At 49.4% G+C, this 17,155-nt stretch carries 12 protein-coding genes and 1 pseudogene; 6 read left to right on the forward strand and 7 right to left on the reverse strand.

Features of this window, described 5'->3' with window-relative positions; all coding sequences use genetic code 11:
- Positions 1 to 2 precede the first annotated feature (2 nt).
- Genes ACO0LO_RS09855 through gspG form a run of 6 tightly spaced genes read right to left on the reverse strand, consistent with a single transcriptional unit; the run spans position 3 to position 5,427 of the window.
- Positions 3 to 602: a hypothetical protein gene (locus ACO0LO_RS09855; protein WP_422964038.1), complete on the reverse strand. Its 600-nt coding sequence runs from the start codon at positions 600 to 602 to the stop codon at positions 3 to 5.
- The gene (locus ACO0LO_RS09860) at positions 599 to 1,147 is read right to left on the reverse strand and encodes a PilN domain-containing protein (protein WP_422964039.1); all 549 of its coding nucleotides are present in this window, start codon (positions 1,145 to 1,147) and stop codon (positions 599 to 601) included. Before ACO0LO_RS09860 ends, ACO0LO_RS09855 begins: the two co-directional genes overlap by 4 nt.
- Positions 1,144 to 2,001 carry a hypothetical protein gene (locus ACO0LO_RS09865; protein ID WP_422964040.1) on the reverse strand — a complete coding sequence of 286 codons (858 nt, stop codon included), beginning with the start codon at positions 1,999 to 2,001 and terminating at the stop codon, positions 1,144 to 1,146. The genes ACO0LO_RS09860 and ACO0LO_RS09865 overlap by 4 nt, the downstream gene beginning before the upstream one ends.
- Positions 1,994 to 3,709 carry a GspE/PulE family protein gene (locus ACO0LO_RS09870; RefSeq protein ID WP_422964041.1) on the reverse strand — a complete coding sequence of 572 codons (1,716 nt, stop codon included), beginning with the start codon at positions 3,707 to 3,709 and terminating at the stop codon, positions 1,994 to 1,996. The genes ACO0LO_RS09865 and ACO0LO_RS09870 overlap by 8 nt, the downstream gene beginning before the upstream one ends.
- Positions 3,706 to 4,908, reverse strand: coding sequence for a type II secretion system F family protein (locus ACO0LO_RS09875; RefSeq protein ID WP_422964042.1), 1,203 nt, complete (start codon positions 4,906 to 4,908; stop codon positions 3,706 to 3,708). Before ACO0LO_RS09875 ends, ACO0LO_RS09870 begins: the two co-directional genes overlap by 4 nt.
- 15 nt (positions 4,909 to 4,923) lie before the next feature.
- Positions 4,924 to 5,427 carry a type II secretion system major pseudopilin GspG gene (gene gspG / locus ACO0LO_RS09880; RefSeq protein ID WP_422964043.1) on the reverse strand — a complete coding sequence of 168 codons (504 nt, stop codon included), beginning with the start codon at positions 5,425 to 5,427 and terminating at the stop codon, positions 4,924 to 4,926.
- A 369-nt stretch (positions 5,428 to 5,796) separates the two neighbouring features.
- Between gspG and ACO0LO_RS09885 the strand changes: the two genes are divergently transcribed.
- The 6 genes and pseudogenes from ACO0LO_RS09885 to ACO0LO_RS09910 all read left to right on the forward strand — a co-directional run.
- Positions 5,797 to 9,978, forward strand: a complete 4,182-nt coding sequence (locus tag ACO0LO_RS09885) for an RHS repeat domain-containing protein (protein WP_422964044.1) — start codon at positions 5,797 to 5,799, stop codon at positions 9,976 to 9,978.
- Positions 9,979 to 11,921: 1,943 nt separating this feature from the next.
- Positions 11,922 to 12,905 (forward strand): RHS repeat-associated core domain-containing protein, encoded by a 984-nt coding sequence (locus ACO0LO_RS09890; protein ID WP_422964120.1) that lies wholly within the window; start codon positions 11,922 to 11,924, stop codon positions 12,903 to 12,905.
- 2 nt (positions 12,906 to 12,907) lie between these two features.
- Positions 12,908 to 13,288, forward strand: a complete 381-nt coding sequence (locus ACO0LO_RS09895) for a DUF7668 domain-containing protein (protein ID WP_422964045.1) — start codon at positions 12,908 to 12,910, stop codon at positions 13,286 to 13,288.
- Positions 13,289 to 14,316: 1,028 nt separating this feature from the next.
- Positions 14,317 to 14,607 (forward strand): hypothetical protein, encoded by a 291-nt coding sequence (locus ACO0LO_RS09900; RefSeq protein ID WP_422964046.1) that lies wholly within the window; start codon positions 14,317 to 14,319, stop codon positions 14,605 to 14,607.
- Between the two features lie 80 nt (positions 14,608 to 14,687).
- Complete coding sequence (locus ACO0LO_RS09905; protein WP_422964047.1) at positions 14,688 to 14,852, forward strand: immunity protein Imm33 domain-containing protein; 165 nt, start codon at positions 14,688 to 14,690, stop codon at positions 14,850 to 14,852.
- A gap of 308 nt (positions 14,853 to 15,160) precedes the next feature.
- A pseudogene (locus ACO0LO_RS09910) lies at positions 15,161 to 15,703 on the forward strand (MFS transporter); the annotation flags it as partial.
- 592 nt (positions 15,704 to 16,295) lie between these two features.
- Here the strand turns inward: ACO0LO_RS09910 and ACO0LO_RS09915 are convergent.
- Positions 16,296 to 17,087 (reverse strand): SDR family oxidoreductase, encoded by a 792-nt coding sequence (locus tag ACO0LO_RS09915; RefSeq protein ID WP_422964048.1) that lies wholly within the window; start codon positions 17,085 to 17,087, stop codon positions 16,296 to 16,298.
- Between the last annotated feature and the right edge of the window lie 68 nt (positions 17,088 to 17,155).

Below are 17,155 nucleotides of genomic sequence, written 5' to 3' on the forward strand. Positions count from 1 at the left end.
TGTCATAGCTCATTATTCTTTGCGCTTGCGTCAACACTTTTGTGTCCGTCAGAAAGATATAAGGTAAAGCTCAGTCTGGTTTCCAGCGTTGGGTTCGCAATCGTATCGCGCTTAAAATTTATTTCATTTAATGCCGCAAAAGGAATCGCTTCCAAGAGCTCCTCGCAAAATTTACGCACCACCGCGTAAGAGGCCTTTACAGGTAAGATAATACGCAAGGTATGAAAATTACCGCTCTTGTCATAGGACGACTTATATTCTGACTGGCTCAGAGCAATGCCGTTTTTTTTAGCAATTGAAAATATAGTTTTTAACTGCTGTTCCTGGTAGCCGTCTTGCCCCAATACGCGATAAAAATCATATAAGTGACGCGCTGCAGAGGACTGCTGAATAACTGGTGCAGTTTCTTTTTTTTTCTCACTTTGCCATTTAATTATCGCGGTTTTCTGTGCCGCTACTTGCGCCTGGAGAGTGGGCAGCACATATGACCATTCAACCAATGCAATAGGCATAAAGAGAATAAGCAATACCGTGTCCAATCCAAATCGCTTTCCAAGCAAATAGGATTGCAAAAGCAGTTTTGCGAGATTTAAGTTTTTCATGGAACATCCTTTACCCATTCAACTTCAAAATGGAAGCGGACAGGACGATTGGGATCCAATTCTATTGTTTCGTGTCTTAATATTTGCACATGAGAGAAAAATTCTTCTTTCTTTAATTTCTCCATATATGCAATCATGTCATCCACATTTTTAGTCTCGGCCGTTCCTTTCAGTCGCGCGCTTTTAGTGTCCGGCTCTAGCGAAATTAAGGCTATGTTGCTTGGCGTTGCGGTTTCTATCGCTGAAAATACATCGCGCCAAGGTAAGTTGAGTTGGGAGATCGCCATATTGACGGAGGCCGTCTGTGTAGCAGGTATTTTTGATAAGGGAGTTGGCTTGGCTGAAACCGGTGCAATAGCGGTCCGTTTCAGCTGAACGAGCTTTTCTTTTTCCTGCTCAAGTTGCTGAGATAGTTTGAAAGCAGACCTGGCAAACCAAATTGAAAGACCGATCGCCAAAATCAAGCTTAAGGTCGTTGCCAGTTTCAAGCGGTGCCACGCACGGTGCCAATTGCCAACAGAAAAATCGATATTTGATTGACTCATTTTCGGCCGCTGGTGTTGATAATGAACTGTCTGGCGTCGGAGAGCCTTTGTTTTGACTCTCGCGGAAGGCGGACATGATTCACATGCACCGTTCCCTCTTGTGTGTAAGTAAATTCAGAATCTATTGGTGAGCCACATATCAATAATTTTGTCGGCTGGCTCACGTTTAAACGCAACGCTTCACGTCGCACAAAGACGTCCAGCCAATATTGGTCGGAAGAGAGGTTCTCGATATGGATAGTCCGAATTGACATCAGTCGTCGATGGTTGAGGGTTGCTAACGCGAAGTGATTATTCTGTGAAACACCAAACCAGTCGTTGTTACTGACATTCTTTCTCCAACGGTTCCATGCTGAGATGAAGTATGGTTGGATACTAATCAGGTTAGAATCTAGTTTGCTAATAACATCATTGAAGCGGGCCAATTGCATTTCCGGAATTGCGCACGCCAGAAATGGAGCACAGGCGTCCCAATCCGCATCCAGTCGCCAGTTGTCGACCGGCTCACCATACAGTGCTTGAAATCGCATCGCCGCTGCCGCCCGGCAATCTTTCAAACTTGCAGGCCTGTCAGGCGGCGTCACAAAAAATAGCCGTACTTGCTCATTCCCCAGCACTATTTGTATAGGTTTTCCAGCACAGCCGCTCGCCAGTAACACGTTGCGCAATTTAGAAAAAAATTGTTCGGAGTCATGGGTCTCGGTTATATCCAAAGAGTAGTCGCCTACGAAAATAGGCTCGGCGAACTTTCTAAAGAATCGTTGCGCCCGGAAAATGGCAATGCTTTCATTGCTAATGCCGACCAGGATTGAAGTAGGAAATAAGCCCGCAACGCCGGATAACCGCTTAAGCATGCAATGTCACCCGCTTGACCTCTTCCAGTGTTGTGTTGCCAGCTCTGACCATATTCAGCGCGACTTCACGCAGGCTTCGAGTGCCTCCCAAGTAAGCCGCATCTTTGATTTGCCGCATAGGGCGCTTCTCTATAATCAGCTCGCGTATTTCGTCATCAAGTTTTAAAATTTCGGCGATAGCGCGTCGGCCCTTGTAGCCTGTTCCTCTGCAATCTCCGCAACCATTGCCTTGTTGGAAACTGTAATCTGTGAAATCAGAGTCCTGCAAGCCAGCACGTGTAATTTCTAACGCGGACGGTTCGTAGGATGTCGTGCAGTGAGGGCAGTTTAATCTGACTAGGCGTTGTGCCCAAATTCCATTTAAAGCAGATACAAATGCATAGGGGTCGAGGCCCATATGAGAGAACCGTCCAAATACATCAAAGACGTTATTGGCATGTACTGTTGTGAGTACAAGGTGACCAGTCAACGCAGATTGTGTGGCTATCTCTGCAGTTTCACGGTCGCGAATTTCGCCTATCATTATTTTGTCGGGATCATGCCGTAGGATTGAGCGCAAGCCTTTTGCAAAAGTTAGTCCCTTTTTCTCGTTGACTGGAATTTGAAGGATGCCTGGCAATTGGTATTCCACCGGATCTTCTATGGTAATAATCTTATTGCGGCCATCGTGAATTTCGGTCAATGCCGCATAGAGTGTCGTGGTTTTTCCTGACCCCGTCGGGCCGGTCACTAACAGCATTCCATATGGTTCTTCGGCGAGGCTGCGCAGTTGATTTACCGAGTCAGTATCGAATCCCAGTGCGTCCAGAGTCAGAGCGCCATAGGCCGCTATCATGGCGCGTTTATCCAAGATGCGTATTACCGCATCTTCGCCATGGATACTTGGCATAATAGAGACGCGTAAATCGATATCATTTTTTTCCGCTTCAACCCTGAAGCTGCCATCCTGTGGGATGCGTCTCTCCGCTATATCCAACTCTGCCAGCACTTTTAACCGTGATATCACTTGTTCCGCCGCTTCGACGCCATCGACCGATGCGGCATGATCTAGTACGCCATCAATGCGATATTTGATAGCAAGGCCTTGTGATGTACTCTCAAGATGAATATCAGAAGCCCCGGCCTTCAACGCATCATATAAGGTCGAATTTACCAGCCGAATTGCCGGACTCGCTGCTTCACTAACAGACGCGAATGAAAGAACTTCGTTTATTTTTCCGTCGCGCTTTGAATCTTTTGCACCAGGCTCCAGATTATCTACGGCACGGGCAGATGCCTCCTGTCTAGAGAGATAAGCATGTAAATCCGATTGAAGCGCAAGACACCAATGTACGGAGTTTTTGGCTTGTGATTCACCCCATGTTTGAATATCGACGTCAAATGGATCTGTAAAAACGCCGATTAAGCGTTGTCCTGATTTTTGGTGATTTTGTGCCTCGGTTTTCCCTCGCAATAATACGCAGTTTTTTTGCATACATTTTGACAACGGCATTAAATTAAATGCTGGTGTCATTCCCATCATTTCTGACATTTCCAAGACAGGAAGGCCGAAAGGTTCGGCCAATAAATGAATCAATTGCCTTGGGTCTTCGTCGATTGATGTTTGCAATTCGGCGACAATGCTTTGCTGCGAGACTACCGCGCGTGCGCGTGCTTGCTGTAATGCGGTGGGGTCTATTGATCGTAATACGTCGATTGGATTATTCATGAAAGACTACCCGCAAGATCGAAAATAGGCATATACAGTAGGACAACAATGGTCCCTATGATGATACCGATGGCAGCCATCAGTAAGGGTTCAAAGCTACGTGTGAAGCGGTCTATCCAACGACTGGTTTCCCCGTCATAAAAGGCGGCAGACTGTATCAGCATGGAACCCAATTCTCCGGAACGTTCACCTACACGGAGCATCCTGGTGGAAATAGGTGTTGTGAGTTGGTGGCTTTGGAATGCCTCAGATATAGCGACTCCCGACTCGATCATCATTCGCGCGGCTTGCACATTGCCTCTGGCGGCTGATGACATCGTGTCTTCCACGGTTTTCATTGCGATGACAATCGGTACTCCACCTTCTAGTAGCATGCCCAAAGTCAGGTATAGACGCGACAACTGAAAGATCCGAGCGCGGCTCCTAATGCCGGGAAGCGCCGAGATCAAATCACCGATGGATCCTTTTTTTAACAGGCGCCTAATTAACAACAAGAGACCTCCAGATATGCACGCGGTTGCAAGCAGAAGAGGTTTGGTGTTTGCCGCAGAGAAGCCTCCCCATTCCAATAACAATTTCGACATCCACGGAAGTTCTCGCCCTGTTCCCTGATATACCGAAGCAAACTTGGGGACGACATAAATCATTAAAAATAGGGATACAGTTCCTCCCACGAATAGCAGGATAAGCGGATAGATCGATGCACTAACGATCTTATTGCGGACTACATCCAATTTTTGGCGATAGTCGATGTAGCGGGACAGCGCTTGCGGCAAATCGCTGGTTCCTTCTGCTGCCTTGATGATCCCGACGAATAGAATTGGAAAGTGTTGGGGTTGCAGGGAAAGGGCCGCTGAGAGCCGTTTTCCTTCGCGCAAGCCGGAAATCAAATGTGTAAGGACGGATCCAGCGGATTGATCAGTTTCTTTTTCTTGTAATGCCTCAAGTCCTTCTACAAGAGATAGGCCTGCATTCAGCAGCGCTAACAGCTCCTGGCTAAATAGCACCACGGAAAATTGACCACGTGTTGACCGGCCTGGAAGAAGCGTTCCCAATATGGAGTCAGGTCTTGCCGTCGCACTGATCGCAAAAAGGCCACGGGCTTGTACCTGGCGAAGTGCGTCGGTTTCTTCAGGCGCATGGACGATCACATTGCATATTCGGTTTTCAGACGATATCGCACGGACGTGGAACTGCATATTAGAGCTCCTGGGCTATTGATTACTAATGTCCGCGTTTTCGCCTTCGCCACCAGGCTCTCCATCTTTTCCATAGGAAAGGATTTCAAAATCTGTCTTGGTGCCTGGCGAACGGTATAGGTAGGGGTGACCCCAAGGATCCTGCGGAACATTTTTTTTCAGGTAGGGGCCATTCCAACCAGGTGTCTCTGTTGGTTTTACGAGCAATGCGCCCATTCCTTCTTCTGTAGTGGGATATCTGCCCATGTCCAATCGGTAAGTATCAAGTGCCTTTTCGAAAGCCTCTATTTGTGCCCTGGCGACGGTGACCTCTGATTTTCCCAGTTGGGCAAAATATTTGGGACCGACATACGCCGCGAGCAAACCGATGATTACGATTACGACGAGCAATTCTAGGAGAGTAAAACCTTGGTGTTTGACAACAAATTTGGCAGCGTGCCGCCGGTAATTTTTGCGCCAAAAGATCGAAGTTGATATGCAAATGACATTGCCTAGTGTATTAGTTTTGTAACTAATCATAACAACCTTTACGGATGTAAATTTTTCCCAATGCAACAATTGACTTGAGTGCAATGAAGATTAGCACTGCTATTTTTTCATTACAACAATTATCAATACAAAAATACTAACTTTAAGTCGATAATAATATCTAATATATAACACATCATAAAAATCGAGCAGAAAACGTTGTTTTTTCAATACTTTTATTAGCAAAACAAAATAATGTCTAAATAGATTTATTTTTATTCAATTTCCAATTGACAACTGATTGTTTTTTCAATATTTTAAAAAAGAAACATATGGATACATAGAGAAATTTATTGTTACTTCGGTGCATATGGGCAAGTAGTTAGCCGCGGCGCCGACACACCCCGAAAGAGAAAAATAATGCGTTTTTCCGATCTGGCACTCAGCGACAAAGCCGAGCTCTGCGCGCCTTTGAGCAATTTCTATCGCTCCTCCCGTATTTATCTACCGATTCTTGGACTAATGAGGTGTGAGCGCGACCACACAGGGAAGATAACCCTCCCCATGTTGAAGATCGTTGCGGGTATAACCGCAGCACTCGCAATGTCATACGTCCATGCGGCACCTACCCCCACAATATTTACCGAGCAAGGAAAACTAATTCGAGCTCCAGAGGCGGTTACGACGCTGGGCACTGACTTGTTCGGTGATCAAGTCAATCTCTATCACGGTGGTCTGGAGTTTATTCAAAGCGACGTCAGCCTACCGGGCAATAACAACTTGCCGGTCGCAGTTGGGCGCCGGCTACAGGCAGGTGGAAAAGGAAACTACGGGGCGGGCCACTTTCTCGAATGGGACTTAGAAATACCTCACATTCATGGCATGTTCTCGACGGTCAATGGATGGCAGAAATTGGACGGGAACGGGCAACTATCATCTCTTCGATGCACAAATTTCGGTGCACCTCCAGACGTTATTCAAGTAAGTTCAGCCAGTAGCCTAAAATTTCGATCTGCGGAAATTTGGAACGGAAATTTACTTTATGTTCCGGGTGAAGGTGATCAAGAAATTCTTAAACGCAATCTTCCCGGTAACCCGATCGTTCCGACAGATGGGGTTGCAACAAATTTAGTCACCAAGAAATTGTGGGCAGTGCGATGTTTAAGTAGTCTCGCGAGCACTACAGCATCCACTCCAGTACAAGAACAAGGCGAAGGGTTCTTGGCGATCTCGCCAGACGGAACAAAATATCGCTTTGATTGGCTGGTCTCACGGGGCGCTTCGGCTCTCAGTAAACCTGCTACCTATGGACCAACAACACCACCGATAAGTTTGCCTCCTGAAGGTCCGCCAGACACTTCGGGAATTAACCCGAAGCCAAGTTCGAGTGCGGGGTCGAACGCTATCCCTAACAAAGGTGGAGGCGTTGCTGAGCCAAACGGTATAGGCAGGGCTAATTTCACAGTTCCGCGAACCGAGGTCTGGATATTGCCAACGCTCGTGACGGATCGTTTCGGAAACACCGTTACCTACACGTACGACACAGTCGATAAATGGAAATTGCTTAGCATTCAGAGTAGCGACGGAAGAGCAATAACCTTAACGTACGTACCTGGAACACACCAAATCCAAACGGTGAGTGACGGTACCCGCACGTGGACATACGGTTACGCAGCGGCCGCATCAGGAGGGAGTATGCTCACGGCCGTAACTCTTCCTGATAGCTCGTCTTGGCAGCTTGCTGGTCTTGATGGTGTGCCAATTTCAGGTGATAACACGGCATCACATGGTTTGATCAGCGTGGAGTTAGCGCTTGATAGCGACACCGCACCATTTTGCGATCAGATGCCTGGCGCAATAGGCAACCCGGCTGTGACCGGTACGATGGTTCATCCATCCGGCGCAATCGGATCTTTTACGATGACGCCTATCTCTCATGGCCGCAACGGAGTTCCGCTGGTTTGCTATGGAGACGGTACAGACTGGAGCGCTGCCTACTTCCCTGCATTCATAAACGCCTTCTCTCTTACCAATAAAACGATATCGGGGCCCGGATTGCCTAACATGAGCTGGACAACGAGCTATGACACATTCCATCCTGGATGGGACACGTGCCCAGCATGTATTGAGCCAAATATCGTTAGCGTAACAGACCCAAAAGGTGACATCACGCGATATACCTTTGGGAGCACGTTCCGCGTCAATGAAGGTCTTCTGCAAAAAGTGGATATTGGTTGGAATGGTAGTACAGCATTGAAAACGACCACGACGCAGTACGATAGTACATTCACTCAACCACTTGGCTACAGTGACCAAGATAGAGGTGATGGAGTTCTGAATACGCACTTGATGCCCGAAAAAATACGCGCAATAACCCAGCAAGGTAGTAATTTTAATTGGCAAGTTAATTTATTTGATACCCTCGCGCGGCCGACGAGCGTTACTAAGTCGAGCAGCCTTGGCTTTAGCCGGACGGAAAATACAACCTACGACGATAAGACTATACCCTGGATACTTGGTCAAATTTTGACAGTGACCGAAAGCAGCGGCATTGAGATGGAGAGAAATGCATACGATCCATCAACAGCGGCGCTACTGTCGACAACGAAATTTGGGATTCTTGATAAGAGCTATACCTACAATCCAGACGGTACACTGCTCACGACGAAGGACGGGGCCAATAACACAACCACGTTTAGCAACTATAAACGTGGACTTGCCCAAAACATCCAATACCAGGATGGAGCTATCGAGAGCGCAATAGTTAGCAACATCGGACTTATAAACTCGCTAACTGATGCGGCTGGATTCACGACAGGATATAGCTATGATGCAATGGGGCGCCTGAGTCGGATTGTGCGTGCAGGCGGAGACTCTGTCGCATGGAACGATACGACCATTCTATTTGAGCCTGTAGGTAGCACCGAGATGGGTTTGGCGCCTGGACATTGGCGCCAAACCACCGCCGCGGGGAATGCAAACACTATTACCTATGTTGACGCGCTCTGGCGGCCAGTTTTATCCAATACTTATGACGCGTCAATTCCCTCCACGACGTCAAAAATGGTTCTACGTAAATTCGATCACAATGGCAAGGTTGTTTTTGAATCGTTTCCACAACGCTCAATCAATTCAGTCGTTGCCTCTCCTGATGGAACCTCATCTGTTTATGACGCTTTGGGTAGACCAACGTCGAGCGTTGCGTCGAGTGAACTTGGACCGCTTACCACAAGCACCTACTATTTGACTGGCTATCAAACTCAAGTAATTAACCCTCGCGGAAATGCTACGACCAACGGGTTTCAGGCATTTGATGAACCTATTGATTCAGCACCAATCTCAATCAATGCTCCAGAAGGCCTCACCGTAAATATCGCTCGAGACCTTTTCGGAAAAACGAACAGTATTACCCGAAGTGGCGGCGGAAAATCTGCAATACGAAGCTACGTGTATGACGCGAACCAACGCCTGTGCAAAACTATTGAGCCCGAGACGGGGGCCACGCTTCAGGACTACGATAGTGCAAACAACGTGTCTTGGCGGGCCATAGTATCGTCTTTGACGAGTCTGACTTGTGACCGCAGCAGCGTCCCGGCCGCCAGCAAAATCAACTATGCGTATGACACACGGAATCGTCTTTCCAGCACGACGTATGGCGACGGTAGTCCAAGTATAGGAAGGACTTACAAGCCAGACGGATTGCCAAGTACTGTCAGTTCCAATGGGTCGACGTGGACAACAGACTACTATAATCGTCGTTTGCCAAAGCAAGAAACGTTGAGCTATAGCGGCCAAAATTATTTCATTAATTACAACTACGATGCCAACGGCCATCTTTCGCAACTTGTCTATCCCGATGCCGATCGTAAGGCAATTAATTACGCACCCAATGCACTGGGTGAGGCCACGCAGGTCGGAGCGTATGCTACCGGCGTGACCTATCACCCCAATGGCGCCATTGCTGGTTTCACGTATGGAAACGGTATTACGCATACGCTGACCCAAAACACACGCGGTCTGCCTCAAATGTCGAAAGACACAACAGTGTTGCAAGACCTGTATAGCTATGACGCGAACGCCAATGTGGCGAGTATTACAGATCAGCAGGAAAACATCACTAATCGCACCATGGGGTATGACAACTTGGATCGCCTGACGAGCGTTAGCGCGCCCAACGTTTGGAGCAATGCCACGTATGCTTATGACGTGTTGGACAATCTTACCGGTAGCACGATTGGTAGCCGTAGCAATTTGTATAGTTATGACGGACAAAACCGGCTTAGCAGCTTCAGCAGCAACGTCAGTAATTTCAACTTCACCTATGGCTACGATGGACAGGGAAATATCTCACAACGCGGTAGCCAGCTATTTAGTTTCGACCAAGGTAACCGCTTAAGCTCAGCAACGGGAAAAGCGACTTACGCGTATGACGGATTGGGACACCGCACAAAAACCAGTAGTGCAGATGGAACCATGAAGATTGAAATCTATACACCTGCTGGTCAATTACTTTATAGCAGCCAATCAGGGGGCAGTAACCCAGCCAATACCGTGCGTTATATCTACATCAATCGCCACCTGATCGCGGAGGTAAGCAAATGAATCGCCTCATTAAAGCAATTCTAATATGGTGCTTGTTGATATGTTTGACACCGGGTGTGCAGGCGCAAACCAAAAGTAGTGATGGTACCAATATCCCTGTCGGAGGGGGAAGCTCCACTGCACCCAATAGCCCGAACAGTGTCCCAGGCCTTCCTTCGATTACCTTCGTTCGCAATCCAAATCCAATGGTGGCTGGCCAAAGCTATAACGGCAGATGGGCAACAAGTAATGCAGATAGCGTCCATTTTGAATGTACCTCCAGCGGAGGTGGCTATGTTGGAAGTGGAGATTTTGATGCATTTGTGACCAATACTGGCACTGTCAGCGGTATAGCTGACGCTGCTTGGGTCGGTCACAATTCCACATGTCAGTGGACTGCCTATAATGATATTGGTAGCAAAACTATCACCGAGACGATGGTTACTGTCGCAGGATCGACGCCCGCACCTACTATTAGTATCCAACGGTCTCCTTCCCAATTCACTGTTGGAGTATCTCAGACATATACATGGTCGTCTACCAATGCCAATTCGGTCACTTATAACTGTACGGCAAGCGGAACAGGGTTTTCTGGTACTGGTACTCAGGGGACCGTAAACGGCACTGGAACGATCGTCCCGAGTTCGGCGTGGGTAGGATTTCCCTCTACGTGCGTTTGGACTGCGACTGGAGCAGGTGGAAGTGCTACTTTTACTGAAACCTGGACGACATCAGCGGCGACGCCGGCGCCAACGATCAGTATTCAACGATCGCCCGCTCAATTTACCGTTGGAGTCACCCAAACTTATACTTGGTCTTCCACAAATGCCACTTCCGTTTCCTATAACTGTACCGCGAGTGGGAGTGGATTTTCTGGTACCGGCACGCAATCCACTGTTAACGGTACGGGGACAATTGTTCCTAGCTCAGCATGGGTAGGATTTCCTTCTACGTGTGTCTGGACGGCGACCGGGCCTGGCGGAAGTAGGACTTTTACCGAGACGTGGACCACGGTAGCTGCGACACCTGCACCCACGATCAGTATCCAACGATCTCCAGCACAATTTACGGTCGGGGTAACGCAAACCTATGTCTGGTCGTCCACCAACGCAAATTCGGTTACTTATAATTGCACGGCGAGCGGTACTGGTTTTTCTGGTAGTGGCGCACAATCAACGGTAAATGGCACGTCGACAATTGTCCCAAGTTCAGCATGGGTAGGATTTCCCTCTACCTGTGTATGGACGGCGACCGGGCCTGGCGGAAGTAGGACTTTTACCGAGACGTGGACCACGGTAGCTGCGACACCTGCACCCACGATCAGTATCCAACGATCTCCAGCACAATTTACGGTCGGGATAACGCAAACCTATGTTTGGTCGTCCACCAACGCAAATTCGGTTTCCTATAATTGTGCGGCGGCCGGGACCGGATTCTCTGGTAGCGCTACTCAATCAACGGTAAACGGCACTTCGACCATAGTCCCTAGCTCTGCGTGGGTAGGATTTCCCTCTACCTGTGTATGGACTGCGACTGGACCTGGCGGAAGCAGTACTTTTACAGAAACCTGGACCACGGTAGCTGCGACGCCGGCACCGACGATCAGTATCCAACGATCGCCCGCGCAATTCACGGTTGGCGTAACCCAAACTTATACTTGGGCCTCCACAAATGCCAATTCTGTTTCGTATAGCTGTAGCGCAGGTGGGACTGGATTTTCAGGCAGCGCCACCCAATTAACCGTAAATGGTACTGCAACAATTGTCCCAAGTTCCGCATGGGTAGGATTTCCGTCTACGTGCGTTTGGACAGCGACTGGTCCGGGAGGAAGCACGACGTTCACAGAAACTTGGACGACGTCGGCTGCGACGCCGGCACCAACGTTGAATGTGCAGCGTACGCCGAATCCGCTAATTGCAGGACAGAGCTACACGACGACCTGGAGTTCGACTGATTCTACTGCTATGTCCTATAGTTGCTCGGCAAGTGGAACTGGTTATGCAGGCAGCGCGTCGGTTGCAGTAAGTGGATCTTCTGGAGGTGTCGCTAGTTCAGGGTGGGTCAGCTATCCATCTACCTGCATTTGGACTGCCACTGGAACAGGCGGTACGCGTACCTATACGGAAACGCTGACTACGGTCGCAGCTGCACCAACAGAAACCGTAACATATTTTCATACTGACGGACTGGGCAGCCCAATAGCTAGAACAAATTCAACCGGTGGCTTGATTAGCAAAACTCGCTATGAACCATATGGGATGACAGTAAGCGGTACTGCGACTCCAGACATTGGTTTCACCGGTCATGTGAGTGACATCGATACTGGATTGACTTATATGCAGCAGCGCTATTATGATCCAATAGCTGGGCGTATGATGAGCATGGATCCCGTGATTACCGATGCGAACAGCGGGAGCGGCTTTAATCGTTACGCCTATGCGGATAACAGCCCGTATAAATACAGTGATCCTGATGGGCGACAAGCGGCAATGGCATTTTGTGGCGGAGGTCCGGTGGGCTGCGCGGTCGGCGCCGGCCTTACAATCGCGACAGCGTACTACGGAGCTAAGGCAGTCAATCAGACGCAGCGTCTTTTACAAAGCCGATCAGAACCTAAAAAGAGTGATACTGCTGAGGCGCCCAAAGGTGGTGATACAAAGAGTGGAGAAGATAAAGGATCGGAAAAAGGTGTTTTGCCGAAGCCGCCAACAGGGCCAGGTAGTGTACCTAAGGATGAACGAGATCCTCAGCGCTTCTTCGACCAAGATGCGCGCGAGCAGAAGCGCGCAGATCAAGGTAATAAATGTGCTAACGGTTGCGGGGCAACTATTGATGGATCAAATTCAGCCGGCCATCACGTAAATAGGCATGCAGATGGTGGACGTACTGTTCCTGAAAACCATGCAGAGGTTTGCGTTGATTGCCATGGAAATCTTCATAGGAAATAACCATGAGCCAAACGGTAGCTGTTTTAAAAGATAAGAAACAACAACCTGTTCCGAGTGTATGGAGAAAAACCATATCAGAAATTGTGGACGCATTTAAGGATGGGGATTTCACGCTCTCTCGAAGGATAAATAAAGTTCGTCCTATTTCTAAAGATGATGCTGCCGGGATTGAGGAAAACGTTGAGGACTATGGGGCTGAGCTAGTCAGTCTTCCAGAGGATACATGGAACACGTCAGTATGTCATTGGTATGGGCAGCATTGGGACGTTATGGTTGATCTCTATACAGTAGATGAGGGCGCCAGCGACTTGGTTTTACAACTAAGGGTTTATGAGGAAGCGGGGGATTATATTTTCGAAGTCCACCTAGTTTATGTACCCTGATTAGATTTTTTTGTGGCGCTGGCGGTGATCGGGAGGGCGGAAAGGCCACTCGGTCGCCATGCCGACGGGCCGAAAACTTGTCAGTATCTTATTCGTATCTTACTCGTACCACATAGCGTTATGGCCGTATGCTGTCCGTATCCGGCTGAAATGCCTCCTGATGGCGTTGCCGCCAGGCCCGGACAGGTGCGGGGAGTCCCCGTTCCCCCGCTAGTCTCCCATACATCACGCAACCTCCGGTCGCGAAGCATAGGCGCGCTGCGCTTGGCTATGCGTGTTAAACGCATCCGTTTTTCATGTTTAATGCTTCGATCGGCAGGCTCAGCTCCGTGACCCACGACCGGCCGCTGGTCAAGTAAACAAAACGATTACAAGACAGCGACATCCGGTGAACACGGCGGGTACAAAACGGGAATATCGGGATAACAAAAAGAGTACATGCCGGGTACAAAATGGGGACATGATGATGGTTCGACGAGTCCGTTTTGCATCTGCTGTGTAAGTTAATTGTTGAGAAACCGTTGTACCGTGTTGAGTTGATGTGGAGTTTCTGTAAGTTTTTTGTTGTGTTCGCGCCGGCGGCAGCGCCGACGCCATCAAAGCCAGCCCATCAGGCTTCTTAGTGGAACATACAGAGGTGCTTGCGCGAGTGCGCAAAATCGGCCAGGAACCGATATGGTTGCTGGGTTTCTCGATACAAACAGCGAAGGCGCGGAGGATGGAAAGAAGCATACCTTGCAACCTGGCCCACATGCTGGCGAGTCGACTCATGCGCGTGGACCCGGTCGGGGCTTTAGCAACGACGAGCGCGACAAGATTAACGAGATCAGGCAAACAACACTGGTTCCCACGCACGCAGCAGTAAAGATCCCGGTACGATTAGCAGCAATCACATTCGCAATCACCAGCCGCCGAGTGCGTTGAACCCTTCGGGTGGAGCGCGCGAGCTGTATCCGCACTGCTTGACATGTCGCCGGGTGAAGGTGGCTAAGTAGGGGTACACAGAGTCTACCAGGTGGAGATGCAAATTGAGTATCGAAATATCCGTGATCAGTGAGGGATTGACCTGCCAAACGGCGGGGCTGTTGAATCAACTTGGCTACGAAATAAGCGCTACAGTTGATAGTCTCTTGCTGCTGGATGAATGCAGTGAGTTTGTCCAGTTCATAGGGGACTATGCGGCGGCTGGCAATGCAATCGAGTTCGGCGAAACCGTCAAGTACGGATATTGGTTTATCAAAGCGGAGTTAGATGACCGTAGCTCGCCTAGGGATGGATTTTGTCTTTGGCGTCAGTACCTCTGTTTCGTAATGGCGTGACCAGCATCAGATTTGTCAAAAGGTCGGGGCGGCTAGATCAGATGGTTGTCATTTCAGACGGAGTTTAGGAAGGTGACGAAGTGGAAGGGGTGCGATATCCGTCGCCGGATCATATGTCGGGATGGTGGCTCACCACAGATCGTCCTAATGGCGACATCAGCACGTTGAAAACTGTGCACGCTCACTACGTTAGTGCAAGAAGACCTGATCTTGCCAAATTCTTGACTCTGCCTTTCGGCTATTGATGTTTTTCGCTGCAAAGCGATGTTTGGTTCGATCAAAGGTGGCGAATTCGGAAATTTAATAGAGGGTGTTTTTGCCCTAGAGGCGTCGCTGACCACGTCATCGACGCCGCCGGCGACGTTATCGTCCACTGAAACATCCACCAAACAGGATGAGAGGCGTACGGACGCGGCAAGCCGCGCTCATATGCCGCCCCGGCGTCCGGTGGCATCACCCCGGAAGAGGTTTGTAATGATTGCCATCAAGAACTCATAACGAATTCAGTTGGCAAGGTATCTGGCCACAGTTGCAGCTCGACGGGCTCGGGCTTTATACTGTGCTGTTCATCATAGGCGTGCTCGACACTGCTGTACGTATGGGCCTGTTGACATTTCTGCCGTTCCTGCTGAAGACAAAAGGGGCGTCTCCACCGATGGTGGGCACGGCGCTGGCACTGGTCTTTATCGGCGGCGCCGCAGGAAAATTCACGTGCGGCTGGCTAGGGGCGCGTATCGGCGTATTCGGCACGGTGCTGGTGACTGAGGGAGGCACCGTTATTTGCATCATTGCTGCGATGTTTTTCTCTTTGACGCCAACCATTGTGTTGCTGCCGTTGCTGGGCGTGATGCTTAACGGTACTTCTTCAGTGTTATATGGGACAGTGCCCGAACTGGCACCTCCAGGGGGAACCGAGCGCGCCTTCGCGGTGTTTTATACTGGAACAATCGGTTCGGGAGCAATTGCGCCTGTCATTTATGGCTTTATCGGCGACAGCATCGGGATTCAGGGTGCTGCCTTTAATACTGCACTGTCCGCATTGGCAATTTTCCCGTTGGCGGTTGCACTACGCTCCCATTTACCGAAAGAAGAGTGATTGTGCTTTTCATGTTAAATGGCAGTGCTTCAAAAATTGGCAACGCTTCAAAATTCAGCTTTATTTCGCTGACTTTGTGAAGTTACCGGGTTTTTTTATTTTTCGATGGCTTTGCAGTTTGACCGAGTAAATGAATTTGGCATTGTTCTTTCAAAAAATAGAACGAGGGATTGGGCAGCCTGTGTCAGCAATGAGCGATGCACTACATACATGGAAGGTGGTGCCGGTTCTCCAAGCATCTCAGGAAGCACGCGAATTAATCTCGCCGTTTGCAAATCCCGGGCTACATCGAGCTCCGACTTATAGGCTATTCTGATCCGGAGATGGCCCAGCGCCGCACCAGTTCCGCATCATCGGTCACCCGGTTGCTGTCCACCACCATGGAAATGCTGTCTGATTTATTCACTTCACTCACTATCTACTTGTCCCATTGTGGGGAGGGAGTAAATGGATGTTGATGTTTCGTTCCAAGAAGTTCTTTCCCAGCGGTATAAGCGAAAAGCCTGCAGTCGAAAAACTGCAGGCTTTTTATATGTGCATCATTTGACGCTGCTCGTAATAGGGCATCTTCTGCGCACTGATTTTAATTCAACTATAAATACTCCAGATTCCCATCGACGCTGATCGCCTGGCCCGATATGTTTCTTGCTGCCGGTGAGGAAAGGAAAAGCGCCATGGCGGCCACGTCCTGCGTTGTCACCAGGCGCCGCAGTGAAATCTTTTTCACATAGTCTTCGCGCATCGCATCAAACGTCAGCCCAAGCGCTTGCGCGCGGGCCGCGATGACCTTGTCCATGCGTTCGCCCTCTACAACGCCGGGCAAGATGGCGTTGACACGGATATTGCTCGGGCCGAGTTCGATCGCCAGCGATTTCATCAGGCCGATGATGGCCCATTTTGTCGCCGCATACGGTGTCCGGAACTGGTATCCCAGGCGGCCCGCGACGGAAGAGACCGTGATAATGCTGGGGCTGTCGGATGTTTGTTTCAGCCAGGGCACGGCGCGCCTGAGAAAGTAAAACTGGCTATTCAGATTGGTGTTGATCGTATGCTCCCAGGCCTCCGGCGGGATGTCTTCTACCGAGCCCGTCGGTCCTGCGATGCCTGCATTGTTGATCAACACATCCAGTCCGCCGAGTTTATTCTGGGCGTCCAGCATGACGGCATCCACTTCCTCCGCCTTGCCGACATCGGCGACGCCGGCATGGATGAGCGGATTCTTCTTTTTCATTTCTTCGACAGCGTCAGGATTAATGTCGCATATATATACCACCGCGCCGGTTTCAAGAAATGCCTCTGCGATGGCTGCGCCTATGCCGGTGGCGGCGCCGGAAATAAATACGCGGAGTTTCGCGTCCGGCTTTAAAAGATCAACTGTTTTCATAATATTCCGGCACAAGAGCCCTACGCTTGAGGCGGGGCGTAAAGATTAAAAAAGAACTGAAGGTGACG

Source organism: Undibacterium sp. TJN25, from assembly GCF_049339885.1.
Lineage (GTDB): Bacteria > Pseudomonadota > Gammaproteobacteria > Burkholderiales > Burkholderiaceae_D > Undibacterium.

Bases quoted from the DNA above. Each gene is read 5' to 3' on its own strand.
- ACO0LO_RS09855 (WP_422964038.1), bottom strand. From the start codon at position 602: ATGAAAAACTTAAATCTCGCAAAACTGCTTTTGCAATCCTATTTGCTT.
- ACO0LO_RS09860 (WP_422964039.1), bottom strand. From the start codon at position 1,147: ATGAGTCAATCAAATATCGATTTTTCTGTTGGCAATTGGCACCGTGCG.
- ACO0LO_RS09865 (WP_422964040.1), bottom strand. From the start codon at position 2,001: ATGCTTAAGCGGTTATCCGGCGTTGCGGGCTTATTTCCTACTTCAATC.
- ACO0LO_RS09870 (WP_422964041.1), bottom strand. From the start codon at position 3,709: ATGAATAATCCAATCGACGTATTACGATCAATAGACCCCACCGCATTA.
- ACO0LO_RS09875 (WP_422964042.1), bottom strand. From the start codon at position 4,908: ATGCAGTTCCACGTCCGTGCGATATCGTCTGAAAACCGAATATGCAAT.
- gspG (WP_422964043.1), bottom strand. From the start codon at position 5,427: ATGATTAGTTACAAAACTAATACACTAGGCAATGTCATTTGCATATCA.
- ACO0LO_RS09885 (WP_422964044.1), top strand. From the start codon at position 5,797: ATGCGTTTTTCCGATCTGGCACTCAGCGACAAAGCCGAGCTCTGCGCG.
- ACO0LO_RS09890 (WP_422964120.1), top strand. From the start codon at position 11,922: ATGTCCTATAGTTGCTCGGCAAGTGGAACTGGTTATGCAGGCAGCGCG.
- ACO0LO_RS09895 (WP_422964045.1), top strand. From the start codon at position 12,908: ATGAGCCAAACGGTAGCTGTTTTAAAAGATAAGAAACAACAACCTGTT.
- ACO0LO_RS09915 (WP_422964048.1), bottom strand. From the start codon at position 17,087: ATGAAAACAGTTGATCTTTTAAAGCCGGACGCGAAACTCCGCGTATTT.